We start from the raw sequence: 20800 nt of genomic DNA, 5'->3' as shown, positions 1-20800 counted from the left end.
TGCAGCGAACTGCGTCACAATCATTAATACAGCCAGGTTGGTATAATTTTCGGATGAGCTTTGCGGCTGCCGAAAACATTGCCAATGACAGGCTGGTATCAACCCTGTTCCTGGTCACGTTGTTTCACGGCCTGTTGATACTTGGCGTGTCATTCAATTCCGGCCTGTTCCCCGACAGCAAGGTCGATCCGACCCTCGAGGTGGTGCTGGTACAAACGGTATCGCCGGTGGCGCAACCCGATGACGAGGCCAGCTACCTGGCGCTGGAAAACAGCCTGGGCGCCGGCAACACCAGTGAGCGGGTTACGCCGGCCAGCCGGGCCAGCGATCCGGCGCCAGCCGATGCGTTGGGGCGCCCCGATGGCAGCGCGATCGACGAAGCGGCCACCGGTGAGTCCGACCCCGCCCTCGAGCTGATCGTTACCAGGTCGCTGTCGGCATTTTCGTTGATTTCACTGCGCGAAGCCTCAACACAGCAGGAAGAAGCATTGCTGATGCAAATGGCGCCGGACTCTGCCACGCCACTCAGTGACATTTACGATGAAATGCGCAGCCGCGATGAAGACCCGCGCGAACGCGTCGTTTCAGTCAGCACGCGCGAATCTGACATCGCGGGGTACCTGGCGGCGTGGAAACGCAAGATAGAACAGGTGGGCACACTCAATTTTCCCGCTTTGCACGAGATGAGCGCGAAAGCGCGCAATCCGGTGCTTGAGGTCGCCGTACGCTCCGACGGCCATCTGCACGACATTATCGTGCGCCGCTCATCCCGGGTGCGCGCCGTGGACGAAGCTGCAGTACAGATCCTGCGCCTGTCCTCACCTTTCGATCCGTTCCCGATCGACCTGCAAAATCAGTACGATGTGCTGCGTTTCGTGTACGAATGGCAGTTTATCGACGGTCCTGGCGGACGCACGAAACCCGTGACCGAATCGGATGTCTAAAAACTTGTCTGCGACCGAACGAGACGAGGATAATCGGCATATGACTGACTTTCAGGGCCTGACAAACCAGCTGCTCATTGCCATGCCGGCGCTGGGTGACCCCAACTTTCATCACACCGTGACGCTGGTGGTTGAGCACAATGCCGATGGCGCGCTCGGTATCGTAATTAACCGCCCGTTGACGGTAAAAATGGGTGAGATATTCGAGCAACTCGATCTGGCAGAGCCGGCAGGCAAAGTGTCACAGCGCGCCGTGTTGTCCGGCGGCCCGGTTCAGCAGGAGCGCGGTTTTGTGCTCCATCACCCAACGCAAAAATGGGAATCGACGCTTCAGGTCTCGGACGAAATCGGCGTCACCACCTCGCGCGACATTCTTTCCGCCATCGCCAGCGGCGACGGACCGCAGGAATCAATCGTCGCGCTGGGGTACGCCGGCTGGACTGCCGGTCAGCTCGAGGCAGAGATGCAGGCCAATGCCTGGCTCAGCGCCCCCGCCAGTGGCGAGATAGTTTTCACTACACCTTTCAAGAACCGCTGGCATGCGGCAGCCCGGCTGGTCGGCGTCGACATAGACCGCATCAGTCCCGAGGCCGGACACGCGTGAAGCAGCCGGCGGGCGGCGCGCCGCGCGGCACACTGCTTGCATTCGACTATGGCAGCCGGCGTATCGGTGTCGCCGTCGGTGAGTTGAGTCCGCCAACCGCGTCTGCGTTTGCAACTATCGGGGCCCGCAACGGCCAGCCGCAATGGGAGCAACTGGACCAGCTGATTGAAGAGTGGCGCCCGGTGGCATTGATCGTAGGCATTCCCCATCACGCTGACGGCAGCGAAAGCCCCGTCGGCGCCGCCGCGCGCGAGTTTGGCGCTGCTCTGGAACAGCACTACAGCCTGCCAATTCACTTTGTCGACGAAAGCCTTACTTCGCGTCAGGCTGATGCCGAGTTGCGCGAGAAACGCAAACGCGGGATGCTGCGGCGCCGGGTCAGGCGCGACGACAGCGACCGTATCGCTGCCCGGCTGATACTTGAATCCTGGCTGGCCCGCAACACGGAGCAAAGCTGAAATGCATTCGCCCGCTCACCGCGGCACGATATTCGTCGAAGACGCCGCCGTTGTGTCACAGCAGGAATATCCCGGCAGCCAGTATGTCTTGCGACTGCAGGCCGCAAAGTGCGCGGCGGCGGCACAACCCGGCAGCTTTGCCCACATTACCTGTGACCCGGCAGTGCCGATGCGGCGGCCGTTGTCCATCATGCGGGCCAATGCCGACGAAGGCTGGGTGGAATTTCTTTACAAGATCGTCGGCGAAGGATTGCGTCACCTGGCGTCGCGCCGCCCCGGCGACACTCTCAATATCATGGGCCCGATCGGCCAGCCCTTTCGGCCGGATCCGGCGCGGCCACGTCCGGTGCTCATTGGCGGCGGCGTCGGCATACCGCCCATGGTGTTCCTTGCCGAATGGCTCAAGGACGACAAGCGCCACTGGCAGCCCATGGTATTCATAGGCTCGGAAATTCCGTTCCCGTTCAGGTCGCGACCGTCAAAAATACTGGTGCCGGGCATTCCTGACGGCGCCATCGGATGCATGCCGCTGCTGGATGACTGGGGCGTGCCGAGCCGGCTGGCCAGCGGTAGCGGCTACGCCGGTTGCTACGAAGGATTTGTCACCGACCTGGCGCGCAGCTGGCTGCAGTCGCTGGATGCAAAAACCAGGGCAGATGTAGAAATATTCGCCTGTGGCCCGACCCCGATGCTGCGCGCAACGGCGAAGGTTGCCGCTGAATTGCAGCTGCCCTGCCAGGTTTCACTCGAGGAATACATGGCCTGCGCCGTCGGCGGCTGCGCCGGTTGCGTAGTCGAAGTGCGCACTCCGGACGGCCCGGCGATGAAGCGTGTTTGCGTTGACGGCCCGGTCTTCGACGCGGCCACCGTCTTTTAGTCTGCGCCAGTGGCGATCAGGTATCGCTGCAGGAACAGCATCGTAGCCTGCTGGTAAACATCACGGTTTTCTTTCTTGCGGTAACCGTGCCCCTCATTCAGCGCATTCATGTACCAGACCTCGTGACCGTTGTTGCGTAGTGCGGCCACAATCTGCTCCGCCTCTGTCACCGGGACACGAGGATCGTTTTGCCCCTGCACGACAAACATCGGCACGGTAATTTTGTCGACGTGGTTGAGCGGGCTGATTGCCTCGAGGTGCGCGCGCATTTCCGGGTCGCGCTCGTCACCGTATTCCGCCCGGCGCAGGTCGCGGCGATAATCCTGCGTGTTTTCGAGGAACGTAACAAAATTGCTGATGCCGACGATGTCGACGGCGGCACGCAGCCGGTCGCTGTAGTGGACCGCGCTGGCAAGCACCATGTAGCCGCCGTAGCTGCCGCCGAATACAGCCACCCTGTCCTGATCCAGATCCGGCCGGGTTTTAATCCAGTCGAGCAAGGCACCGATATCGCGCACTGAGTCCTCACGCCTGAATCCGTTGTCCAGCCCCATGTAGGCCTTGCCATAACCGTCCGATCCGCGCACGTTCGGTCGAATGACGGCGGCGCCGAGTTGCTGCAGCCACATCTGGTACGTGCTGCTGAATGAGGGGCGCGACTGCGCCTCGGGTCCGCCGTGTATCGCGATAATCACAGGGTGTGGCCCGGCACCGGCCGGCCGGTACAGCCAGGCAGGAATGGATTCCGGACCGCCGCGATCACTGTCAAAGGTGCTGTAGCTAATGAGTTCCGGCTGGATAAACGTGTCGGTATCCAGCCCGCCAACCTCGCTGAACGTCCAGCGGGTCAGCGCGCCATACTGCAGTGGCCTGCGGCCGAGATCGAGCACGAAAGAATCACTGGGTGTCTGCGCGGTGTTGAGCGTCATACCAAGCTGGCGGCCGTCAGGCCTGAATTCGAGGCCGAACACCAGGCCGACCGGCACATCATTAACTTCGCGAATCCTGCGCGTCCTGGCGTCGAGCAGGTACAGGCGTGAAAAGCCGTTTTCGTTAACGGTAAATGCGCCTCGGCTGCGGTCGGCGCTGAGTTCGCTGCCTTCCACGTGCCACGGGATACCGGCGGTGATGTATTCCGGTGTCGCCCCTTGCTGCAGCGAACGCCACGCAAGCTGCCGGAATTCACCGCTGTCATCAGTAAGATAGAAAAAACCCGTGCCATCACGATCGAATCCGACCGGGAAATTTGAACTAGGCTCATCCGGATCACCGGCGACCATCCGATGATTACCTGTTTCAAGGTCGAGCAGGTGAATGCGTGAATCCGCATTGCCGACGTAGTTGGTAACAAGCAGCCGGTTATTGTCCGGAGAAAAATCCGCCGGCCCCCACCAGGTGCCGTCCGGAGATTCCAGAATCATGCGCGCCGCGTCCGGGTCATCGACCGGCATTGACCAGATATCATTCGACGCTCCGTTGCGTCGCGTACTCTGGTAGGCAATGGCCGTGCCTTCTTCATTCCACACTACAACGCCGTTGCGGGACTCTCCATCAGTCAGCATCACCGCTTCACTCGTGCCGACCGGGTCGAGCAGGAAAACCTGGTTAAACTCGCTGCCACCAGCGTCCATGGAGAATGTGATTTTCCGGCCACCGGGCTGAAGCGCCACCCCGCCCGCCGGCTCATCGAAAAACGTGATCTGGCGCCGTGCGCCGCCGGGCTCCGCGACGTGGTGAATCTGGCTCACGTCGCCAAAGCGCGTCGTAATGTAAATGCCACCCTTATCGTGCGACCAGTCCTGGAAACTGGCGGCCCGAACATTCTGGTAGCGATTGAGACCATCGACGATCGACTGCGGGATGGGCGGCACATCTTCCATCACGAGGTTTCCGTTGTTGGCCTCCGTCAGGAATACCTCTGCGACAGCAGCCGGTACAGCCAGCCACAAACCAAGAATTACGAGGGTTTTGTTCACGCCGCAGCTCCTGAGAAACGGAGCACCGAGACTACCCCAAGCCGGCACGATCGAACAGATCTGCCACGTCGCGCAGCCCTGCATTTACGGCTGGTCACCGCTCCCACGTTTTACCCTGCCAGTTGCCGCAGCCAACAAGGCTCGCTGCAAGCAGCCGCGGCCGGAAGCCGCCCCTTCAGGTTGAACACGCGGGATGGTGCTGGTGGTACGTTACCCGACCAGTAGCAGATGAGCTGCGCTGTCCCGGGAATCGGGCTGCAGTTTGACAACAGGGCCGGCGGGCAGTGTCAGCTCCATCTGCATTCGTGCCACAACCCCACGATGGAAACTGAAGTCGCTCGCGCGGAAGGTCACAGGCGTGCGAGAGCGCTTATCACGCGAAGTTGATCTTCGCCTCGAGATTGGCACGCGAGTCGGCGTTTATCAGGGCCGCGTCGAGCTCGATCGCGCCGCGGCGATAAAGGTCGTACAGAGAGTCATCGAATGTCTGCATGCCAGGCTCGTTGCTTTCCTGGTGCGCCTCTTTTACACCGGCTATGTCGCCAACCTTCACCAAATCTGCAATATGCGGCGTGTTGATCATCACCTCCACTGCGGCGACACGCTTGCCGTCTTTTGAGGAGATCAGCCGCTGCGAAATTATCGCCCGCAGGTACTGCGACAGATCCATCAGAATCTGCGCGTGCTGCGCGTGCGGAAACATATTGATGATACGGTCCAGGGTTTCTGCGGTGTTGTTGGCATGCAGCGTGGAGATTGCGAGATGGCCGGTTCCGGCCAGTGCCAGCGATGCCTCCATGGTCTCACGATCGCGAATCTCGCCAACGAGGATGACATCGGGTGCCTCGCGCATGGCGCTTTTCAGCGCGCGTTCGTAAGACATCGTGTCCACACCAACTTCGCGCTGATTGATGATCGACTGCTTGTTGGGATGCAAAAACTCGATCGGATCCTCGATCGTCAGAATGTGATTAGCGGTGTGTTCGTTGCGATGGTTGATCATGCCCGCGAGCGTGGTCGACTTACCCGAGCCAGTTGCGCCTACCATCAGGATCAGCCCGCGCTTGCGCAGGGATAAGTCCTTCAGCACTTTTGGCACGCCAAGCTCATCCAGACGCGGCAAATCACCGGTAATGTAACGCATCACCATCGCCGGATTACCGCGCTGGTGAAATACGTTGACGCGAAAACGTCCGAGGCCTGGCTCTGAAATTGCGAAATCGATTTCGAGTTCGCGGGCAAAAGCATCGGCCTGGTCGTCGGTCATTAATGTCAGCGCGGCCTGCTTGATCATCTTCGGGCTCAATTCGGTCTGGTTGACCGGCATGATCTTGCCCTCGATCTTCACCATCACCGGCGCATAGGGGGTGAAGAATAGGTCGGACGCCTGCTTCTCAACCATCAGCTTGAACAGCGGTTTTGTATTCATCTGGTAATTACCGAGCTATCAGAAGCTCGAACCGCCCTGCTCGCCGTCCATGATACGCAGCGACTGGCCACCTTCTTCCGTAGCCTGGAACTCGCGCTTGCTCTCGAGCTTGATACGCAAGCGCAGCTCGTTCTTCGAGTCTGCGTTACGCAGCGCATCTTCGTATCCGATGAGGCCTTCCTCGTACAGATCGAACAGCGCCTGGTCAAAGGTCTTCATGCCGAGCCGGTTTGATTTCGCCATCACCTCCTTGATTTGCGCGACGTCGCCCTTGAATATCAGGTCGGCGATAAGTGGCGAGTTGAGCATGATTTCCATCGCTGCAATACGGCCCTGGCCGTTTTCCGTTGGAATCAGTCGCTGCGATATCAAACCCTTGATGTTCAGCGACAAGTCCATCAGCAGCTGGTCTCGGCGCTCCTCGGGAAAAAAGTTGATGATGCGATCGAGCGCCTGGTTCGCGCTGTTGGCATGCAGGGTAGCGAGACAGAGGTGGCCGGTCTCGGCAAACTGCACGCCGTATTCCATGGTGTCGCGGTCGCGAATTTCGCCGATAAGAATGACATCGGGTGCCTGGCGCAAGGTGTTTTTCAATGCCATGTGCCATGACTCGGTGTCGACGCCCACTTCGCGCTGCGTAATCACGCAGCCACGGTGCGGATGCACGTATTCCACCGGGTCCTCGATTGTGACGATATGGCCGCGGGAATTGGCATTGCGATGACCGATCATGGCAGCAAGTGTGGTCGACTTACCCGAACCGGTGCCGCCGACAATAATGACCAGGCCGCGCTTGCCCATCACCACATCCTTGAGTATCGGCGGCAGGCACAGCTGATCAAACTCGGGGATGTCAGTGGTTATCCGGCGCAGTACCGCGCCCATCATGCCCTGCTGTACGAAGGCGTTAACGCGAAAACGACCTATTGGCTTTGGGCTGATGGCGAAATTGCATTCCTTGGTGGCATCGAATTCCTTACTCTGCTTGTCGTTCATGATCGAACGTACCAGTGACGCGCTCTGGGCAGCAGTAAGCTGCGTATTGGCGACAGGCTTTACAAGGCCGTCGACTTTCAGTGCCGGCGGAAAACCCGCCGTAATGAACAAGTCTGAGGCCTCGCTGTCGACCATCTTTTGCAGCAGCTCACGCATGAGCTTTATTGCCTGGTCCCGCTCCATTCAGATCTCCTGATGCCCCATTAAAAGTTCTCTTTAATCACGGCTCTGTAGCGGGCTTCCTCGCGGGAAACCAGGCCGGCCTTGACCACGTCCTGCAGGCACTGATCAAGCGTTTGCATGCCTGACTGCTGCCCCGTCTGTATGGCCGAATACATCTGTGCAATCTTGCCTTCGCGAATCAGGTTCCTGATGGCAGGCGTACCAATCATGATCTCGTGCGCGGCAACCCGGCCGCCACCGTTCTTTTTCAGCAAAGTCTGCGAAATTACCGAGCGCAGCGACTCGGACAGCATCGAGCGCACCATTTCTTTCTCGCCGGCCGGAAACACGTCGACGATACGGTCAATGGTCTTGGCAGCGGAACTGGTGTGCAGGGTGCCGAATACAAGGTGCCCGGTTTCCGCGGCGGTCAGTGCCAGGCGAATGGTTTCGAGGTCGCGCATCTCACCAACAAGGATGACGTCCGGATCTTCACGCAGCGCCGAACGCAGTGCTTCGTTGAAGCCGAGCGTGTCACGGTGCACCTCACGCTGGTTGATCAGGCACTTCTTGCTTTCGTGGACAAATTCAATCGGGTCTTCGACGGTGAGCACGTGATCCGGCCGCGTGTCGTTGATGTAGTCGATCATGGCGGCCAGCGTGGTGGATTTACCCGAACCGGTCGGCCCGGTAACCAGCACAATGCCGCGCGCGGTAAGCGCAATTTCCTTGAAGATCTTGGGTGCGTTGAGATCCTCCAGGCTGAGAATCTTTGAAGGAATGGTACGAAACACCGCGCCGGCGCCCCGGTTGTGGTTATAGGCATTAACGCGAAACCGGGCCAGGCCCGGAATTTCGAATGAAAAGTCAGTCTCGAGGAACTCTTCAAAGTCCTTGCGCTGCTTGTCATTCATGATGTCGTACACCATGCTGTGCACTTCTTTGTGCTCCAGCGACGGCATATTGATGCGCTTCATATCACCGTCGACCCGGATCATCGGCGGCATTCCGGCCGATAAATGCAGATCTGAGGCGTTGTTCTTGACGCCAAAGGCAAGAAGTTGCGAAATGTCAACAGCCATAGGATTTTCCTGCGTGAGTTACATCAGGCAAAACAACGAGTTACAACATCGCCCAGAGCGCCTGACTACTGCGCGCGACGTAGTATAGCCGAGCACCCCATACGCCAGTATGACGCAAGTCACAGTCACACTTAGCAAAATCCATGATCGGATTGCCGCTGCCGCCGGGCAGGCTGGCCGGGATCCCGCTGAAATCCGCCTAATTGCTGTATCGAAGACCAAACCGCCGGAACTGATATCAGCGGCCCTCGATGCAGGTCAGCGTGACTTCGGTGAAAACTATCTACAGGAAGCAACCGTCAAAATCCAGAAGCTGCGCGATTCCGGCGCCGTCTGGCACTTTATCGGCAGGGTTCAGAGCAACAAGACCCGCGATATTGCGACCGAATTTGACTGGGTGCAGACGGTTGATCGTCAGCGTATTGCGCAACGACTGAACGACCAGCGCGGACAACATCAACCGCCCCTGAATGTCTGTATCCAGGTGCGGCTGAGCGACGACCCGGCGCGGCCGGGCGCGGCCATCACCGGGATTGACCAGCTGGCAGCCACAATCGCTGCGATGCCGCGCCTGCGCCTGCGTGGACTCATGTGCATGCCACCGCTGGAGACCGAAGCGCGGCTTGCCGCCGTTCATTTCGAGCGTACGCGGGACCTGTACGAGACATTGCGCGCCGCAGGCCACGGTCTGGACACGCTATCGATGGGAACATCCGGCGACCTGGAGGCTGCCATAGCCGCCGGTTCGACCATGGTCCGCATCGGAACAGCGGTGTTTGGCGCACGCGCCTGATTGCCCTGTAACTCTGCTGCTGGTTATCCTAAGTTAATGTCTGCAACCAACATCTGTTTCATCGGCGCCGGTAATATGGCGCGCAGCCTTATTGGCGGCCTCATCGCCGACGGTTCGGACCCCGCCTCGTTGTGCGCTGCCGACCCCGATCCCGATCAGCGTGATGTCCTGCAACAAACATTCGGCGTACGCACTGCGGCCACCAATGCCGCTGCCGCAGCTATGGCTGATGTCATCGTCCTTGCGGTGAAACCGCAGGTGCTTGCCGCAGTCGCCAGCGAGCTAGCGGCAGCTGACTGCAACGACAAGCTGATCGTTTCTATCGCCGCCGGAATACGCGAGCCTGATATACGCCGGTGGCTTGGTGGTAAGCCGGCAATCGTGCGCGCCATGCCCAATACGCCTGCCCTGTTACGCAGCGGCGCGACGGCGCTTTATGCCAATGCTCACACCAGCGAACAGCAGCGTGAAATTGCCGAATCTTTATTGCGTGCAGTCGGTGCCGTCGTCTGGCTTGATGATGAAACGCTGATGGATGCAGTTACGGCAGTCTCCGGCAGCGGGCCGGCCTATTTCTTCCTGTTCATGGAAGTGATTGCCCGGTCTGCCACAGAACTCGGCTTGCCGGCCGACATTGCACGACTGCTTACGGTCGAGACCGCGCTGGGAGCGGCACGCATGGCGCTGGAAACCGGCGAGGATATCGAGGTGCTGCGACACCGGGTTACCTCGCCGGGCGGCACTACCGCCGCCGCGCTCGCAACTCTCGACAGCGCAGAACTGCGCAACCTGATCAGCACCGCGATCCGCGCAGCGCGCGACCGGGGCATCGAACTCGCCGACGAATTTGGCCAGGAGTAACGCCGATGCGCGCACTGGAATTTATCCTCAGCACACTATTTGACCTGTACATCATCACTTTTGTGCTGCGCTTCATGCTGCAGTGGACCCGGGCCGATTTCAGCAATCCGCTGTCGCAATTTATCTTCCAGCTGACTAATCCGCTGGTACGGCCGGTGCGACGCTTCGTGCCAGGCTTTCGCGGCATCGACTTTTCCACGCTGTTGATCGCCTACCTGCTCACGGTACTCGCCAGCGTCGTCAGCAACCTGGTACTGGGACAACCGATCGTCAACGTTCCCGGCCTGCTGCTTGGCAGCCTGATAGCGCTGGGCTTCATGTTTCTGCAGATCATGATGTTTCTCATCATCGGTCAGGTGCTGCTGTCGTGGTTCGCTCCGTATCATCCGGTCTCCGAGGTACTCCGTACGCTGACCGCACCGGTACTGCGCCCGATCCAGAAAATTGTCCCGCCGATCGCTGGCATAGACCTGTCGCCGTTGTTTGCCCTGCTCGCCATCCAGGCTTTCATCATCCTGCTCAGCGAATGGATGTGAGCTGGTACCGCTGGGATGGTGCGGACCTGATACTGACATTACATGTGCAGCCACGCGCGAGGGTGGCCGGCATTGTCGGGCTGCACGGTGACGCGCTGAAACTCAAGGTAACTGCCCCGGCGGAAGCCGGCCGCGCCAATGAAGACGTCGTGAGCCTGCTTGCGGCCATGTGTGCGGTCACCCGTGCGGCAGTGACCATAGAAAATGGTACCGCCGGCCGGCGCAAGCGCGTGCGTATCAGGACACCCGCTGCCTTGCCTGACGGCGTCGAACCACGCGCACCCGGCTAGCGCGACGGGTTCGGAACGGCGTTCAAATACGCTATAGTACGCCGGATCGCCGCATCGCCCAGGGAGATATCGCGCATGAAAACCAGACTCGTGTGGGCCGCCAGCCTGCTGCTGGGATCCAGCCTGCTTGCCGCCTGTGGCGGCGGGAACCCCGATTCGAGCGCGTCAAGGCCCGCGGCACCCCAGGCAACGGAGCGCTCGAAGGACTTCGGCGACTACGTGCTGCACTATAATGCGCTGACCACCGATCAGCTGCCGGCCGACGTGGCGCGCAATTTCGGCATCACGCGCAGCAAGTCACGGGCGATGCTGAACATCGTCATGATCCGAAAGGAAGTGGGCACCCTGGGACGCTCGGTGAAAGGAAATGTCACCGCAAAGACAACGAATCTAACGGGGCAACTCAAGAACTTAGAGCTACGTCCTCTCACAGAGGGTGATGCGACTTACTACATCGGTACCATCAATGTGGCCGATGGCGAAGTACTGGTTTTTGATATCGAGGCCACGCCCGACGCAACGACCAGCCCGATGACCGTGCGTTTCCAGCAACAGTTCTTCACGCGCTAGGCGCCGATTCCGGCCGCAGACTGTTACGCGAAACAGCTTACCTTCCCCGGTATCTTGTGCTATTTTTCTCGCCGGAGACGTGGCACGATACTGCTTTATTTTCAGGTTAAAACACTTCTTTGAGGAGACGTAAATGGCTACCAAAAGCACTGCGGCGAAGCCGCCGACAAAGGGCGAAATAATGCGCTTTATTTCTGACGATACTGGTCTGACTAGGAAAGAAGTCGGTGCAGTATTCGACAGCCTGCAAACTCTGATCAAGAAAAACCTCGGCCGTCGCGGCCCGGGCGTTTTCTCGGTTCCCGGCCTGATGAAAATCAAGGTCGTGAAAAAACCGCCAACAAAAGAACGCGAAGGCATCAACCCGTTCACTGGCGAGCCGACTATTTTCAAGGCGAAGCCGGCACGCAAAGTGGTCAAGGTTTCCCCGCTGAAGGGTCTCAAAGATATGGTTTAACCTGCAGCCGCAGGACAGGAAAAAACCGGCGCCAGTGGCGCCGGTTTTTTTATGCCTTACCTGCGTCGAGTTCGCCGAGTACGCGATGCTTCAGCCGTACCAGGTCGGCATGGGAAACGTAAAGCAGGTCTGCGATTTTTCGCACTAAATGATCTTCGTGCTTGTCGAGCACTGCGTCTGCCAGCGCCACCCGCCATAGCATTTCGACAATTTTCTGTTTCTCTGGCGGCTCGAGCTGCTCGTGTAACAGGCGTGTGAACTGATGCAGGGAAACCGCCTTGTCAGCGCTGTCACCAGCACCGCGCAGTAGCTGCTGTGCTGCAGCGAGGTCCAGCGCGAAATGCTGCTGCAGCGCACGAACTATTTCCTCGTGCTCGATGCCGTCCTCGGAAAAATCGGCGCGCGCCATTTCCACCAGCAGGGCTGCAGTGGCTACCCGCAGCAGGCCATCGCCGTCTGCATCGTCAGCAGCCTCCGCAGCGACGCCGCCCAGTAACTCCCGCAGTTTTTTCAGCATGACAACATCACGTTGCCAGGTGCGGCTGCACAAGGCTCGTCACCACCTGGCGCAACTCACGCAGACGGCCATGAAAAAAATGGTCGACGCCCTCCAGGACCACCAGTTCCGGTCCGGGTTCGAGACTGTCGATCCAGGTGACAACCTCGTCTGCCTCGACCAGCTCGTCATGATCGCCCTGTATCACGATCCACGGACACTGTGGCTGCCGCAGTGCGCCGACATCAAAACGCTGCACCGGAACGGCTACCGAAACCAGCCCGTGTGGCTGCACCCGCGCGGCAGCGTGCAGCGAAACGTAAGAGCCAAACGAAAATCCGGCCAGCCACAGCGGCAGGTCAGCCCAGCGCTGACGTGCCCAGTCTGCCACCGCGAGCACATCGTCGGTCTCGCCAATTGCATCGGCATATTCGCCGCCACTGTTGCCGACGCCGCGAAAATTAAACCGTACTGCCGCGTAGTTGAGATCGTTGAAAGCGCGCGCAAGAGTGTGCACCACCTTGTTTGTCATGGTGCCGTGGTACAACGGATGCGGATGGCAGATAACTGCAACGCCCGCCGGCCCGGGTGGCGATTCCACCATCGTCTCCAGTTCGCCGGCCGGGCCCGCCAGCTGCAGTCGCTCGGCCTGTGGCCGGCTCATGCCAGAACCGGTGCCGGTGTTACGCCGTCGCTGTCAGTGTCAGGGCGCTCGCGTGCCACCTGGCGTTCGGGTGCAAAGTACAGAATCGTCTCGCCGACTGCGGGCTCACGGGTGTCGGTTGTCGACATCAGACGATAACCGCCGTCGGCGCGTAACAACATGATCTGGATGCCTTCGGCAGGAAAATCGCGCAGAAAATCACTGTACTTGTAGTTTTCGGTGATACGGGTGCGGTAGAACTTCCAGCCACGCACCTGCAGCCGCCAAAGCCGCTCGAATACTGCGTTTTGATCGAACGCCGGCTGGCCCCGTAGCGGCCGCGATACGCCACGTGGATCTTCCTCGTCACCGGCGCCCATCGGCAGCTGGAACACCTTACTGCGCCCGACTTCGTGCGACAGCGCAGTGCAAACCAGCGCGTTGTAGGCATCGTTGCTGGTTGCTGCCAGAACGGTTCCGACGTGACTGATTTCCACCGACTCTTCGGCGAAGTCAGAGAGAATCTCGCCGTAGAAAACCGGTATGCCGGCAAGGCGGGCATTGCGCAGCTTGTGCCAGGAGCTGTCGGCAACAAGCACCTGCACGCCGATCTCGTTGAGCTTGGTCGCGAGCGCGATAGACCACGGCGAGGCGCCGACAATCAGCATGGTGGCCTCGTCACCGGTGGCCAGCTCGAGCCGCCGTGCCAGCCAGCGGATGCTGATGCCGTGAAAAAAGACCGTGGCAAAGATAACCGCAAACACCAGCGGCAGCAGTGACTGGGCATCGGCAGCGAGCAAAGCGCCTTCGGGGCCAAGCTCCGCGGCACGCTTGGCCAGCGCGGTTCCCATCACACCAGCGGTTGCCGCGGCCACGATACCGCGCGGCGCTATCCACGACAGCAGCAGACGGTCGCGCATATCCATTCCCGCGCCCACCGTTGCAAGCATGATTGTTGCCGGCCGTGTCAGCAGCAGCACCGAGGCAACCAGCGCAGCACCACGCCAGTCAATACGCCCCAGCACTTCGCGATCGAGGTCCGCCGTCAGGATCACAAAAACCACCGCAACCAGCATCACGGTGATGTACTCCTTGAAACGCTTCATGTCCTGGATTCCCGCCAGGCGCATGTTGCCGACCGTGATGCCCATAATCGTTACTGCCAGCAGCCCGGCCTCGCTCTGCAGCTGGTTCGACAACACATAAACGACCAGCACCAGACCCAGCATCACCGGCGACTTCAGGTATTCAGGCACCATGCCTTTTTTGAAGGCGATACCGGTCAGCCACCCGCCTACACCACCAAGCAGGCCACCCGACAGCAGGGCCCAGCCCAGGCCCTGTACAACACCGGCTATACCCAGATCCTGGAATGAGATGAACTGGAACACGAGCACCGCCAGCAACGCGCCAATCGGGTCGTTGACGATGCCTTCCCACTTAAAATATGAGGCGGTGCGCCGGTTCAGCCTGGCCTGACGCAGCATCGGCATGATGACTGTCGGCCCGGTCACGACCATGATGGCGCCAAACACCGATGCCACCGGCCAGCCGATGCCGCCGATATAGTGCGCAGCCGCGGTAGAAAATCCCCACGCCAGCGGCGCTCCGGCATAAACCAGTCGTCGCACGCCAGCAGCGGCAACTTTCAGTTCGTGCAGCTGCAGGTTGAGTCCGCCCTCGAACAGGATAATGGCGACACACAGGCTGATAACTGAGGGAAGTTTTGAGCCGAACTCTGCTGATGGATCGATTACGCCGAAAACCGGACCAGCCAGCAGCCCGGCGACAGCCAGCAGGATGATTGCAGGCAGATGGGTGCGCCAGGCAATCCACTGGGCGCCAACGCCCAGGGCCACAATGGCGACGATAATTACGGTTAAATGGTGTTCCAAGTCGTGCTCCGACCCGTGTCGAACGCTAACGGTAGCAGCAAGCGTGCCGCAGCAACAACATTGCGGGCGGTTTGCGCGAGGCCGGGCCGCCGTTAGAATGGCGAATCCTCCGCAGCAGCCGGCCCCCGAGTGACTACAGACGCTCTCTCTCGACTAACGATTATTGGCGCCGGCACCCTGGCGGTAGTCGTATTTGGTGGCTTGTGCATTCGTCACAATGTGCCTGCCATCGAGGCAGACCTTGCGATGCGTGCCGAAGCCGAGCTGCGTGACCAGCGGATGGGCTGGGCCAAAGTGGAGGTGGATGGCCGTGACATATTGCTTGCCGGGGTCGCTCCGGACGAACAGGCTCGCGCGGCGGCGCAGCAGGTTGCTGCAGTGTGGGGCGCAAGAAAGGTCAGCAGTTCGCTCGACACCGTCGAGGCTTTTGTCACGGAAGGTTCGTCACAAGCCGCAACGACCGCGTCGGTGCCAACCCGGTCCCGCCCGCCGCCGCCCGGTGAAACTTTCCGTACCCGCATGACGGTTGTCGACCAGCGACTGGTGCTCGACGGCGCGGTACCGGGTGTGCGCCAGCACAGCGAGCTGGTTGAGTTGGCACAGGCCCGGTTTGGTATCGCTGCCGTTGAAGCACAACTTACTGAAGCGGCCAACGCACCGGACGGCTGGCTGCAGGCTGCCGCCGTGGCGCTGGAGATCGCCGACGAACTCGTGTTCGGCGAAATCAATCTTGTCGAACAGGCGTTACACGTGACCGGAATAACAGCAACGCGCGAAGGCGACCAGATAGTGCGCGAACTGGTTGCCAACGAATTGCCGGACGGCTACTCCGGGACCGTGCAAACGGGGCCACGTAAGGAACTCGAATCAGTGCTGCGTACATCTCCCGAACTGGCTCGGCGCGTCAATCTCAATCGCACGACCGCCACACCCGATGAACTGACCGCACCGCGAACGCTTTCGGCGGGCGGTTGCCAGACAGCCTTCAGCGCGGCTCTTGGCGCGCGGAAAATACTGTTTGATACCGCATCTGCAACGCTCACCGGGGCGAGCCGGCAATTGCTGGACGAGCTCGCGGCCGTGCTGAAGCGCTGCTCCGGCGCCCGTGTCGTCATCGAAGGACATACCGACGACCAGGGGCTGGAAGAAAACAACCTCGCGCTGAGCCAGCGTCGCGCCGAGGCAGTAATGGAGCACCTGGTGACGCGCGGGATCAGCCTGGGCAGGCTGTCAGCGCGGGGTTATGGTGAGGAACGACCGCTGGTGGCGAACGAGACCGCTGCAGACCGGGCCATCAACAGGCGAATTGAATTCGTCTTCGAGAGCAACTAGATGCTGTACCTGATCGGACAAATAATACTCTGCCTGCTGTTCACATTCGTTGTCGGCGCCAGTGTCGGCTGGCTGCTGCGCGGGTTGGGAACCTCGGCACAAACCGAAACCGTAGAAGCGCGCTGGCGCGCAAGGCTGGCGCAGCTGCAACAGGCGCAACCTCTGGCGGTAGCCACAGCCGACAGTGGCAACGAAGCCGCCGCCCGAAACGAAATTGCCACACTGAGGCAGCAGGTGCAGCAGCGCGATGCCGCAATCAGGGAATTGCGCCAGCAATCAAAGACGCCAGCTTCGCGCCAGACTGACGCTCAGTCCAGCCGGACAGAACACACCGCGCAACTGAATACCCGCCTGCAGGGCCATCTTGCCGAGCAGAAGGCAACAGCAAAGCAGCTGCAGGCCCAGCTCGATCGCCTGGCCAACGAAAAAGAAATGCTGATCCAGCGACTGCGTGACCGCGAAAGCGAAATCGGCCGGATGGGGCAGGAACGCCAGCACGCTATTAACACCATTGCATCACTGCAAAAGGAAATGCGCGGGCTGCGCGGCCAGGCACTGCGTGAGGCAGAAGCCGGCGCTGTTGCCGCTGCAGACAGGTCTGGCGACAAGACTGCGCGCGCATACCAGGCCCGTCCTGCAGACCAGCCGGCAGCCACAACAGCGGCCGGATCCGGTGACAAAGCAGCCCCCACAGCCACTCGTCCTGCGGACCCGGCAGCTACCGTCACTCCGGTCACGCCTGAAAAACAGCGCCAGCAGGACCTGCCGATCAGCGACGCCGGCCGGCCACAACCCGAGACTTATGAGCCCGACTGGACCCTGACAGCCCCGCAGGGGCAGAAAGACAACCTGCAGGCGATCTACGGCATCGGCCCGAAACTGGAGATGCAGCTGAACAAGATCGGCGTTTTCCACTTTCGGCAAATTGCCGGCTTTTCGGACAAGGACATCCTGTGGGTCGCACGCCACCTGAAAAGCTTTCCGGGGCGCATCGTGCGTGACCAGTGGATTCAGCAGGCGCGCACCCTGGCAGAACGCCAGTCGGGTTAGCGCTCCGGCGGCGGCTCTGCCCGCTCAGGCAACGGGGCTGCGGCCGGTGGCTGTGGCAGCCTGCGACGATGCTCGATACCGAGCAGTCGGGCGGCCTCTTCCGGAGTGAGCAACTCCACTTCGAAGGCATCGATCGCAGGTGCTGCCACCGCATTCCCGCGATAGAAAAACTTCAGCCCGACCAGCAACAGCGCCAGCACAACTACTGTGCCGCCAATAAATGAGACTGTCAGGCGCGTCCAGCTCAACTCAGCGATTCACGTAGACTTTGCCGTCCTTCATCACGAAGCGTACGTCACGCAACACGCTGACGTCCGCCAGAGGATCTCCGACTACAGCAATAAGGTCAGCGAGCTTGCCGGCTTCGACGCTGCCGAGTTCGTCGTCGACGTCCAACAGCTGTGCTGCCGTCAGCGTCGCCGAGCGAACAGCCTCTGCCGGGCTCATGCCGCCGGCCACCATATAACCGAACTCCAGCGCATTGTCGCCGTGCGCCGAGACGCCGCTGTCAGTGCCGAATGCGATCTTGACGCCGGCTTCGAAAGCCGCGCTGAAGGTATCCTGAATTTGTGGACCGATAGCGGCCGCCTTTGGGCGGACGAGCTCCGGAAAGAAGCCGTCGAGTTTCGCCTTTTCGCCAACCCATTTCCCGGCCGCAATGGTAGGCACATAGAAAGTGCCATTGCGTTTCATCAGGCGTATCACTTCGGCATCCATATAGGTGCCGTGCTCAATAGAGCGGACACCTGCACGGATCGCGCGCTTCATCCCTTCGGCTCCATGTGCATGCGCGGCAACGTGGAAGCCGTAATCAGCTGCGGTTGCCACCACGGCTTCGATCTCAGCCGTGGTGAACTGCGGGTTCTGTCCACTCTTGGCTACGCTCAGCACGCCACCTGTTGCGGTGATCTTGATCAGGTCGGCACCGTCCTTGTAACGCTGCCGCACCGCCTTGCGCACATCGTCGACACCGTTTACCACTCCCTGCTTCGGTCCGGGGTCGCCACGCAAATCCATACGCCAGCCGTTGGTCGGGTCGGCATGGCCGCCGGTGGTCCCGAGTGACTTGGCTGCGGTATAAATGCGCGGGCCGTCGACATAGCCCTTCCCGATAGCGTCACGCAACGCTACGGTAACGTTGAAGCTGTCACCAAGATCACGCACGGTAGTGAAGCCAGCGCGTAGCGTCTTGCCGGCCGCTGCCGCGGCGCGTAACGCCAGATCAGCAGCATCGAGCTGGAATTTCTCAAGGTAAGAATTACGGCTGTACACCGAGCTGAGGTGCACGTGCATATCCATCAGGCCGGGCATAACGGTCAGATTGCTCAGATCGATTAATACATCGCCGTCCCGTGCCGGCACAAACCCCGGCTCGACTGCAGCAATGCGCTGCCCGGCGACTACCACAGTCACCTGCTGCTGTGACCGGCCCTCCGGATGCAGCAGCGTGCCGGCATGAATCAGCGTACGGGCGGGCGCGGGCGCGGCCAGCAGCGCGCCCAGCAGTGTCACTGCAAAGCGGTTCAAGACTGTTCTCCGGTATCGGGATCGAAGTTCAGTGCGGCAGAGTTGATGCAGAACCGCTTGCCGTCCTCTCCCGGCCCGTCATCGAAAACGTGGCCCAGGTGTGCAGAACAGTTGGCGCAACTGACCTCCAGCCGGCGCATGCCGTGGCTGGTGTCGAGCCGAGTGCTGACAGCCTGATTCCCCTCGGGAGCGGTGAAACTGGGCCAACCGCTACCCGAGTCATATTTTGTGGCAGAGTTGAACAACACGCTGTCGCAACAGACGCAGCGATAGGTGCCGTCATCCTTGTTGTACACGTGATCGCCACTGAAGGCCGGCTCGGTCGCCGCCTCCCGGGTAACGGCATACTGCAGCGGCGTCAGGCGGCTGCGCTCATCATCGTCTTTTTCAGTGCCCATCGGCACAGAATAAATCCTGGAACGCGGTGTGCCAAGCGGATGCAGATCAACGCGTCGCCAGCGCCTCCAGACCCATAAAACTGGCAAACGGTATTGGCACGCCACCGAATTTCCACTGCGGCAGCGCGCATTGTTGTGACACCTGGCCGAACCGCCGGATCAGGTCGTCTTTGTCTTTCACCTGTAACAAGGTCTGGATGCCGGGAAACTCGCGTTTTGACTGGGCCGAAATAAACAGATCAAACCCGGTGCCCTCGTAGCGCTCTGCATACACCAGCGTACGCGGAAACCAGCGGGTCAGCGCCTGCGGATGATGCAACAGGCCGCGGATACAAAGGACAAAGTCTGCCTGCATCATCTCGTCAAATGTCAGGAAATTCAGGTCGGCACGTTCTTTTAACAGATCGGCTCCGACCGACAGCCGGTTCAGTCGCAATCGGCGGTTACGAAATTCGTCCAGTGATTTGATATACGAGTCGAACAGCAGAAAATTTGCCCGCTGCGGACCGCGATCAGTCTCGAAGCGATATTCTGCGTTCAGGTACTGATTTGCCTGATCGAAATCGCGGTTCGCCAGCAGCAGGGCGATCACCGAAATGAACACCTCGCGAATTGCAAACCGGTAGTGATCGCACCACAGGTGATTGAAATGAATCACGTCGCGCGGTGCATGCTTGTAACTGAGCAGACGGCCCAGAAATGCCCGGTTGGCCTCGTGAATTGCCGCGCTGCGTTCACTGGTGATTGCCAGCTCGACGAACCGGAGATAGTGATCCCGCCACGGCTTGATCAGCGCCAGTTGTTGCAGCACGCGCTCGTCCAGCGGCTGATCATCCGGCCCTTCAACCTGCGCCGCATCCAGCATGTGCAACAGGGCCTGGAAGAACTGTCCGATTGCCTCGTCGCAATGCGGTTTTTCATTGATGATGGCATCGCGTGCCATCGAAGACCGCGTGTCCACCCGCGCCAGCATTTCGGCCGTCGGGTCGACTGCAACCGTTTCCTCGTTTTCGACGAGCATGGACATAGGCAAACCTGGCACCGCGCGCAACTGCGGCGGTTTCGAGCTTACGAGATTAGCAACGCGCAGGAGGCGGTAGTGTGTGCCAGATCACATACCGACGCGTTTTTATTCGCCGCAGGCGGCAGCTGCCGCCTTGTCGAGACTGCCGCGGCCACGCAGCGTGCCGCTGCCCGCCGGGCCCTCGAAAGAAAAGCGCCCATCGGAGTGCTCGGTGATCTTGATCAGCTGGCCGCTGTCACAGGCGCCGTAGTACTCGATAGATTTGTTCTCGCCTGAATAGCTGTGCTTGATGCTGTAGGCCTGAGCCCCGGCGGCTACAGCCATCAGGGCGGCGATCACGACCAGTCTTTTCATTCCCGCTCTCCGGTAGATAACAGAACCGGAATTCTAGCGAGGCGCC

24 protein-coding genes are annotated in these 20800 nt (G+C 60.2%); 12 read left to right on the top strand and 12 right to left on the bottom strand.

The window, feature by feature from the left end; all coding sequences use genetic code 11:
- Nucleotides 1-53: 53 nt before the first annotated feature.
- From HKN06_06800 to HKN06_06785, 4 genes are read left to right on the top strand one after another with little or no spacing between them, the layout of a single operon-like run.
- Nucleotides 54-944, top strand: coding sequence for a hypothetical protein (locus HKN06_06800; GenBank protein NNF61024.1), 891 nt, complete (start codon nucleotides 54-56; stop codon nucleotides 942-944).
- Nucleotides 945-984: 40 nt separating this feature from the next.
- Nucleotides 985-1548 carry a YqgE/AlgH family protein gene (locus tag HKN06_06795; GenBank protein ID NNF61023.1) on the top strand — a complete coding sequence of 188 codons (564 nt, stop codon included), beginning with the start codon at nucleotides 985-987 and terminating at the stop codon, nucleotides 1546-1548.
- Nucleotides 1545-2006 (top strand): Holliday junction resolvase RuvX, encoded by a 462-nt coding sequence (gene ruvX / locus HKN06_06790; GenBank protein NNF61022.1) that lies wholly within the window; start codon nucleotides 1545-1547, stop codon nucleotides 2004-2006. The genes HKN06_06795 and ruvX overlap by 4 nt, the downstream gene beginning before the upstream one ends.
- Nucleotide 2007: 1 nt before the next feature.
- The gene (locus HKN06_06785; protein NNF61021.1) at nucleotides 2008-2883 is read left to right on the top strand and encodes a dihydroorotate dehydrogenase electron transfer subunit; all 876 of its coding nucleotides are present in this window, start codon (nucleotides 2008-2010) and stop codon (nucleotides 2881-2883) included.
- Here the strand turns inward: HKN06_06785 and HKN06_06780 are convergent.
- The 4 genes from HKN06_06780 to HKN06_06765 form a co-directional block, all read right to left on the bottom strand.
- Nucleotides 2880-4763, bottom strand: a complete 1884-nt coding sequence (locus HKN06_06780) for a S9 family peptidase (GenBank protein NNF61020.1) — start codon at nucleotides 4761-4763, stop codon at nucleotides 2880-2882. The two genes, HKN06_06785 and HKN06_06780, sit on opposite strands and share 4 nt — an antisense overlap.
- Nucleotides 4764-5232: 469 nt before the next feature.
- Nucleotides 5233-6288: a PilT/PilU family type 4a pilus ATPase gene (locus HKN06_06775; protein ID NNF61019.1), complete on the bottom strand. Its 1056-nt coding sequence runs from the start codon at nucleotides 6286-6288 to the stop codon at nucleotides 5233-5235.
- An 18-nt stretch (nucleotides 6289-6306) separates the two neighbouring features.
- Nucleotides 6307-7467, bottom strand: coding sequence for a PilT/PilU family type 4a pilus ATPase (locus tag HKN06_06770; protein ID NNF61018.1), 1161 nt, complete (start codon nucleotides 7465-7467; stop codon nucleotides 6307-6309).
- A gap of 20 nt (nucleotides 7468-7487) precedes the next feature.
- On the bottom strand, nucleotides 7488-8528 hold the full coding sequence (locus HKN06_06765) for a type IV pilus twitching motility protein PilT (GenBank protein ID NNF61017.1): 1041 nt from the start codon (nucleotides 8526-8528) through the stop codon (nucleotides 7488-7490).
- A gap of 109 nt (nucleotides 8529-8637) precedes the next feature.
- Between HKN06_06765 and HKN06_06760 the strand changes: the two genes are divergently transcribed.
- The 6 genes from HKN06_06760 to HKN06_06735 all read left to right on the top strand — a co-directional run bounded on the left by HKN06_06760 (nucleotide 8638) and on the right by HKN06_06735 (nucleotide 12035).
- Nucleotides 8638-9321: a YggS family pyridoxal phosphate-dependent enzyme gene (locus HKN06_06760; protein ID NNF61016.1), complete on the top strand. Its 684-nt coding sequence runs from the start codon at nucleotides 8638-8640 to the stop codon at nucleotides 9319-9321.
- Between the two features lie 36 nt (nucleotides 9322-9357).
- A complete protein-coding gene (locus HKN06_06755; GenBank protein ID NNF61015.1) occupies nucleotides 9358-10182 on the top strand; it encodes a pyrroline-5-carboxylate reductase in 825 nt (274 codons plus the stop codon).
- Between the two features lie 5 nt (nucleotides 10183-10187).
- On the top strand, nucleotides 10188-10718 hold the full coding sequence (locus HKN06_06750) for a YggT family protein (protein ID NNF61014.1): 531 nt from the start codon (nucleotides 10188-10190) through the stop codon (nucleotides 10716-10718).
- Entirely contained in the window at nucleotides 10715-11008 is a 294-nt protein-coding gene (locus HKN06_06745) for a YggU family protein (GenBank protein NNF61013.1), read from the top strand. Before HKN06_06750 ends, HKN06_06745 begins: the two co-directional genes overlap by 4 nt.
- 75 nt (nucleotides 11009-11083) lie before the next feature.
- Complete coding sequence (locus tag HKN06_06740; GenBank protein NNF61012.1) at nucleotides 11084-11578, top strand: DUF4426 domain-containing protein; 495 nt, start codon at nucleotides 11084-11086, stop codon at nucleotides 11576-11578.
- Nucleotides 11579-11711: 133 nt separating this feature from the next.
- On the top strand, nucleotides 11712-12035 hold the full coding sequence (locus tag HKN06_06735; GenBank protein ID NNF61011.1) for a DNA-binding protein: 324 nt from the start codon (nucleotides 11712-11714) through the stop codon (nucleotides 12033-12035).
- A gap of 49 nt (nucleotides 12036-12084) precedes the next feature.
- Here HKN06_06735 and HKN06_06730 read toward each other — a convergent pair whose 3' ends face one another.
- Genes HKN06_06730 through HKN06_06720 form a run of 3 tightly spaced genes read right to left on the bottom strand, consistent with a single transcriptional unit; the run spans nucleotide 12085 to nucleotide 15069 of the window.
- Nucleotides 12085-12552, bottom strand: a complete 468-nt coding sequence (locus HKN06_06730) for a TerB family tellurite resistance protein (protein NNF61010.1) — start codon at nucleotides 12550-12552, stop codon at nucleotides 12085-12087.
- A 7-nt stretch (nucleotides 12553-12559) separates the two neighbouring features.
- Complete coding sequence (locus HKN06_06725; GenBank protein ID NNF61009.1) at nucleotides 12560-13195, bottom strand: alpha/beta hydrolase; 636 nt, start codon at nucleotides 13193-13195, stop codon at nucleotides 12560-12562.
- A complete protein-coding gene (locus tag HKN06_06720) occupies nucleotides 13192-15069 on the bottom strand; it encodes a sodium:proton antiporter (protein ID NNF61008.1) in 1878 nt (625 codons plus the stop codon). Before HKN06_06720 ends, HKN06_06725 begins: the two co-directional genes overlap by 4 nt.
- 129 nt (nucleotides 15070-15198) lie before the next feature.
- Here HKN06_06720 and HKN06_06715 point away from each other — a divergent pair, with 129 nt between their 5' ends.
- Nucleotides 15199-16401 (top strand): OmpA family protein, encoded by a 1203-nt coding sequence (locus HKN06_06715; GenBank protein ID NNF61007.1) that lies wholly within the window; start codon nucleotides 15199-15201, stop codon nucleotides 16399-16401.
- Nucleotides 16402-17451, top strand: coding sequence for a hypothetical protein (locus HKN06_06710; protein ID NNF61006.1), 1050 nt, complete (start codon nucleotides 16402-16404; stop codon nucleotides 17449-17451).
- Here HKN06_06710 and HKN06_06705 read toward each other — a convergent pair.
- The 5 genes from HKN06_06705 to HKN06_06685 form a co-directional block, all read right to left on the bottom strand.
- Entirely contained in the window at nucleotides 17448-17699 is a 252-nt protein-coding gene (locus HKN06_06705; GenBank protein ID NNF61005.1) for a hypothetical protein, read from the bottom strand. The genes HKN06_06710 and HKN06_06705 overlap by 4 nt on opposite strands.
- Nucleotide 17700: 1 nt before the next feature.
- Nucleotides 17701-18978, bottom strand: a complete 1278-nt coding sequence (locus HKN06_06700; GenBank protein NNF61004.1) for an amidohydrolase family protein — start codon at nucleotides 18976-18978, stop codon at nucleotides 17701-17703.
- On the bottom strand, nucleotides 18975-19376 hold the full coding sequence (gene msrB, locus HKN06_06695) for a peptide-methionine (R)-S-oxide reductase MsrB (protein NNF61003.1): 402 nt from the start codon (nucleotides 19374-19376) through the stop codon (nucleotides 18975-18977). The genes HKN06_06700 and msrB overlap by 4 nt, the downstream gene beginning before the upstream one ends.
- Before the next feature lie 46 nt (nucleotides 19377-19422).
- Nucleotides 19423-20403 (bottom strand): hypothetical protein, encoded by a 981-nt coding sequence (locus HKN06_06690; protein ID NNF61002.1) that lies wholly within the window; start codon nucleotides 20401-20403, stop codon nucleotides 19423-19425.
- A gap of 102 nt (nucleotides 20404-20505) precedes the next feature.
- A complete protein-coding gene (locus tag HKN06_06685; GenBank protein ID NNF61001.1) occupies nucleotides 20506-20754 on the bottom strand; it encodes a hypothetical protein in 249 nt (82 codons plus the stop codon).
- Nucleotides 20755-20800: the final 46 nt, after the last annotated feature.

The sequence above is a fragment of the Gammaproteobacteria bacterium genome (assembly GCA_013003425.1).
GTDB lineage: Bacteria > Pseudomonadota > Gammaproteobacteria > Steroidobacterales > JABDKV01 > JABDJB01.
This window is presented reverse-complemented; position numbering and strand designations above follow the sequence as displayed.